At 71.9% G+C, this 4,657-nt stretch carries 6 protein-coding genes; all 6 read left to right on the plus strand.

The window, feature by feature from the left end:
* On the plus strand, nt 1-456 hold a 456-nt coding region (locus AC27KI_RS19015), incomplete at its 5' end, for a GNAT family N-acetyltransferase (protein ID WP_487115271.1).
* Between the two features lie 38 nt (nt 457-494).
* Entirely contained in the window at nt 495-1,430 is a 936-nt protein-coding gene (locus tag AC27KI_RS19020; protein WP_487115273.1) for a 2-hydroxyacid dehydrogenase, read from the plus strand.
* Between the two features lie 192 nt (nt 1,431-1,622).
* Nucleotides 1,623-3,026: an aminotransferase class III-fold pyridoxal phosphate-dependent enzyme gene (locus AC27KI_RS19025; protein WP_487115275.1), complete on the plus strand. Its 1,404-nt coding sequence runs from the start codon at nt 1,623-1,625 to the stop codon at nt 3,024-3,026.
* A gap of 88 nt (nt 3,027-3,114) precedes the next feature.
* Nucleotides 3,115-3,609 (plus strand): Lrp/AsnC family transcriptional regulator, encoded by a 495-nt coding sequence (locus AC27KI_RS19030; protein ID WP_272553201.1) that lies wholly within the window; start codon nt 3,115-3,117, stop codon nt 3,607-3,609.
* A 17-nt stretch (nt 3,610-3,626) separates the two neighbouring features.
* A complete protein-coding gene (locus AC27KI_RS19035) occupies nt 3,627-4,001 on the plus strand; it encodes a (2Fe-2S)-binding protein (RefSeq protein WP_284431436.1) in 375 nt (124 codons plus the stop codon).
* On the plus strand, nt 3,998-4,657 hold a 660-nt coding region (locus AC27KI_RS19040; protein ID WP_487115277.1), incomplete at its 3' end, for an NAD(P)/FAD-dependent oxidoreductase. The genes AC27KI_RS19035 and AC27KI_RS19040, both read left to right, overlap by 4 nt.

Below are 4,657 nucleotides of genomic sequence, written 5' to 3' on the forward strand. Positions count from 1 at the left end.
CTGCCCCCCGGCTGGCGCCTGCGCCCCTCCGGCCTGAACGAGGCGGCCGCATTGCACCGGCTCGACGCCCAGGCGCGCGGCATGCCGCGCGATGCCCTCATCGACGACCTGCTGGCCCGCAGCGATGCCTGCGTGGTGCTGGACCACGACGGCGAGCAGCGCGGCTTCGCGCTGCTGCGGCGCTTCGGCCGCGGGCATGCCATCGGCCCCGTGGTGGCGCCGGATGCGGAAAGCGCCAAGGCGCTGATCGCCCACCTGGCCGGCATGAACGCCGGCCACTTCACGCGCATCGACATCGATTTCGACAGCGGCCTGGCTGAGTGGCTGGAGAGCATCGGCCTGCTGCGCGTGGACGCGCCCACCACCATGGTGCGCGGCGGCACCCTGCCCACCGCATCGGACGCCCCGAACGGCGCCCCGCGGCTGTTCGCCCTGGCCACCCAGGCGCTGGGCTGAGCCCGCCCCTTCGACGATCCACCCTGCCGGGCCTTGCCGTGACCTCCACCACCTTCCTCTACAAATCCGACCCCGTGCGCGGTCGCCAGTGGGCCGGCGTGTTCCGCGACCGCGCGCCCGAGATCGACTTTCGCATCTGGCCCGACATCGGCGACCCGGCCCAGGTGCGCTTTCTCGCGGCCTGGGAACCGCCGCAGGATCTGGCCACGCGCTTTCCACAGCTGCAGGTGCTGTTTTCATCGGGCGCGGGCGTGGACCAGTTCGACTTCGCCGCGCTGCCGCCCGAGTTGCCCGTGGTGCGCATGGTGGAGCCGGGCATCGTGCAGGGCATGGTGGAGTACGTGACGCACGCCGTGCTGGGCCTGCACCGCGACATGCCCCAGTACCGCCGCCAGCAGCAGCAGGGCGAATGGCGCGTGCTGCCGGTGCGCCCGGCCAGCGAACGCCGGGTGGGCGTGCTGGGCCTGGGCTCGCTGGGGCAGGCGGTGCTGGCCCAATTGCGGGGCCTGGGCTTCGACTGCGCGGGCTGGAGCCGCTCGCGCCACCAGTTCGCCGGCGTGCACTGCTACTCGGACCGGCACGAACTGCCGGCCTTCCTGGCGCGCACCGACATCCTGGTGTGCCTGCTGCCGCTGACCGATGCCACGCGGGGCTTTCTGAACAAGGACCTGTTCGCGCAACTGCCGGCCGGTGCCGGACTGGTGCACGTGGGGCGCGGGCCGCAATTGATCGACACCGACCTGCTGGCCGCGCTGGCCGTGGGGCAGATCGGCGAGGCGGTGCTCGACGTGACCGACCCCGAGCCCCTGCCGCCGTCGCACGCCTTCTGGCGGCACCCGCGCGTGCAGCTCACCCCGCACATCGCGAGCATGACCCAGCCCCTGAGCGCCGCCAACGTGGTGGTCGACAACCTGCGCCGGTTCGAGGCGGGCGAGCCCATGGTGGGGCTGGTGGACCGCTCGCGCGGCTACTGACGCATAGCGGCCGGCAGCCAGCGTCCCCGGGGGCACCGCACGATCTGCTGCCACCGCGCCAACAACCGCAGCGTGCTGCGCCAAACCCCGCCAAAGCAGCACCACGCGCAGCGGCCCCTGGCCTAACCTTGGGGCCATCGACAGACGCCTCACCACCGCCACCGAACCCCTGGCCCGCGACCGGACCCCGCCATGACCCAACTCACCGACCTGCCCCAGCTCGCCTCGCTCGATGCCATCGACCGGGCGCATTTGATCCACCCCGTCTCGCCCTGGCGAGCGCATGAGCGCCGCGGCCCGACCGTGCTGTCCTCGGGCCGGGGGGCATGGCTCACCGATGCCAAGGGCAACGAGCTGCTGGACGCCTTCGCCGGCCTGTGGTGCGTGAACGTGGGCTACGGCCAGGAGAGCGTGGTCCAGGCCGCCGCCGAGCAGATGCGCCGCCTGCCCTACGCCACGGGCTACTTCCACTTCAGCAGCGAGCCGGCCATTCTTCTGGCCGAAAAGCTGGTGCAGATCACGCCGAAATCGCTGAACCACGTGTACTTCACGCTGGGCGGCTCCGAAGCGGTGGACGCCGCCGTGCGCTTCATCGTGCAGTACCACAATGCCATTGGCCAGCCGGCCAAGAAGCACTTCATCGCGCTGGAGCGCGGCTACCACGGCTCGTCGTCCACGGGCGCCGGGCTCACCGCCCTGCCCGCCTTCCACCGCGGGTTCGACCTGCCGCTGCCGACGCAGCACTACATTCCCTCGCCCAACCCCTACCGCGCCGCGGACCCGTCGGACGGCCCGGCCATCATCGCGGCCTCGGTGGCGGCGCTGCGGGCCAAGGTGGCCGAGCTGGGCGCGGACAACGTGGCGGCCTTCTTCTGCGAGCCCATCCAGGGGTCGGGCGGGGTGATCGTGCCGCCCCAGGGATGGCTCAAGGCCATGCGGGAGGTCACGCGCGAGCTGGGCATCCTGATGGTGGTGGACGAGGTCATCACCGGCTTCGGCCGCACCGGCCCGCTGTTCGCCTGCGAGGCCGAAGGCGTGTCCCCCGACATCCTCACGCTGGCCAAGGGACTGACGGCCGGCTACGTGCCCATGGGGGCGACGGTGATCTCGGATGCGCTCTACGCCGGCATCGCCGACGGTGCACCCGAGGGCGCGCCCATCGGCCACGGCGCCACCTACTCCGCCCACCCGGTGAGCGCGGCGGTGGCGCTGGAAGTGCTGCGGCTGTACGAGGAAGGCGGCATTCTCGCCAACGGCCAGCGCGGCGCCGCGCCTTTCTCGGCCGGGCTGGATGCCTTGCTGGCGCACCCGCTGGTGGGCGACTCGCGCCACCGCGGCCTGCTGGGCGCGCTGGAGCTGGTGAGCGACAAGGCGACCCGGCGCGGGTTCGATCCGGCGCTGGGCTTGTCCGAGCGCATCGCGGCCACGGCGTACCGCAACGGCATCGTGTTCCGCGCCTTCGGCGACAACATCCTGGGCTTTGCGCCCGCGCTCACCTACACCGAGGACGAGTTCGCCGAAATGTTCAAGCGCCTGCGAAAGACGCTGGACGACGTGCTGGACGCGCCCGACGTGCGCGCCGCGCTCAAGGGCTGAAACCGGCGGCAACGCCCCCGCAACGCCAACACAGCGACCGCGCGCCGCCGCAGAATCGAAGCCTCCTTCACGTCCCGATGCCGCCATGATGAACGAAGCCTTCAAGATCGACCGCCTGGACCTGCGCATCCTCGCGCAGCTGCAGAAGAACGGGCGCATGACCAACGTGGACCTGGCGGACGCGGTGGGCCTGTCGCCCAGCCCCTGCCTGATCCGCGTCAAGCGCCTGGAGCAGGCGGGCTACATCGCCGGCTACGGCGCGCACCTGCGCCTGGAAAAGCTGGGCGACACGCTCACCGTGTTCACCGAGGTCACGCTCACCGACCACCGCCGCGAGGACTTCACGCGCTTCGAGGCCGCGATCCGCGAGGTGGACGAGGTGCTCGAATGCCACCTGGTGAGCGGCGGCTACGACTACCTGCTGCGCTTTCTGACGCGCGGCGTGAACCATTACCAGGAGGTGATCGAGGACCTGCTCGAACGCAACCTCGGCATCTCCAAGTACTTCAGCTACATCGTCATCAAGACGCCGTTCATCAAGACGCACTGTCCCATCGAGCGGCTTTTTCCCCACCAGCGCTGACCGCCCTCCAGACGCCCATGCCCGATACCGCCCACCGCCCGCCGGCCCGCTTCGTGCGGCTGGCCGAGACCGATCGCCCCCCGATCGCCCTGACGATCGATGGCCTGCCTGCCGCCGCGCTCGCTGGCGACACCCTGCTGGTGGCGCTGCTGCAGCACGGGCGGCGGGTGCGCGACAGCGAGTTCGGCGACGGCCCGCGCGCGGGCTTTTGCCTCATGGGTGCCTGCCAGGACTGCTGGGTGTGGACGCCTTCGGGCAATCGGCTGCGCGCCTGCTCCACCCCGGCCGAAGCCGGCATGGAGGTGCTCACCCACCCGCCCGCGGCGCACTGGCCGGTGACGCCGGACCTGCGCGAATCGCTGGCGCGCCATGCGCAAGGGGACGCGGCATGAGCACCCCCACCGCCACCCCAGTCACTAACCCTACCGGCTCGCCCCGCATCGTGGTGGTCGGCACCGGCCCGGCCGGGGCGTGCGCGCCGCCCAGGCGCTGGTGCAGGCCGGCCTGCGCCCCCACCGTGGTGGATGAAAGCCGGCGCGACGGCGGGCAGATCTACCGCCGCCAGCCCGAAGGCTTCAAGCGGCCCTACGCCAAGCTCTACGGCAGCGAGGCCGGCAAGGCCCAGGCGCTGCACCGCGACTTCGACGCCCTGCGCCCATCGGTCGATTACCGGCCCGACACCCTGGCCTGGAACGTGACCGCCGGCGAACTGCACGTGGTGCATGCCGGCGAGCCGCAGACGCTGCCGTTCGACGCGCTGCTGGTGTGCTCCGGCGCCACCGACCGCCTCATGCCCGTGCCCGGCTGGCACCGCGCCGGCTGCTACAGCCTGGGTGCCTCGCAGATCGCGCTGAAGGCGCAGGCCTGCGCCATCGGTTCGCAGGTCGTCTTTCTGGGCAGCGGGCCGCTGCTGTACCTGGTGGCCTCGCAGTACGTGCAGGCCGGCGCGCGCGTGGCGGCGGTGCTCGACACCGCGCCCGCATCCAAGCCCTGGGCCGCCATCGCGGGCCTGCTGGCGCGGCCCACGCTCGCGCTGCGCGGCCTGGGG

Source organism: Acidovorax sp. KPB24-03 (assembly GCF_057546605.1).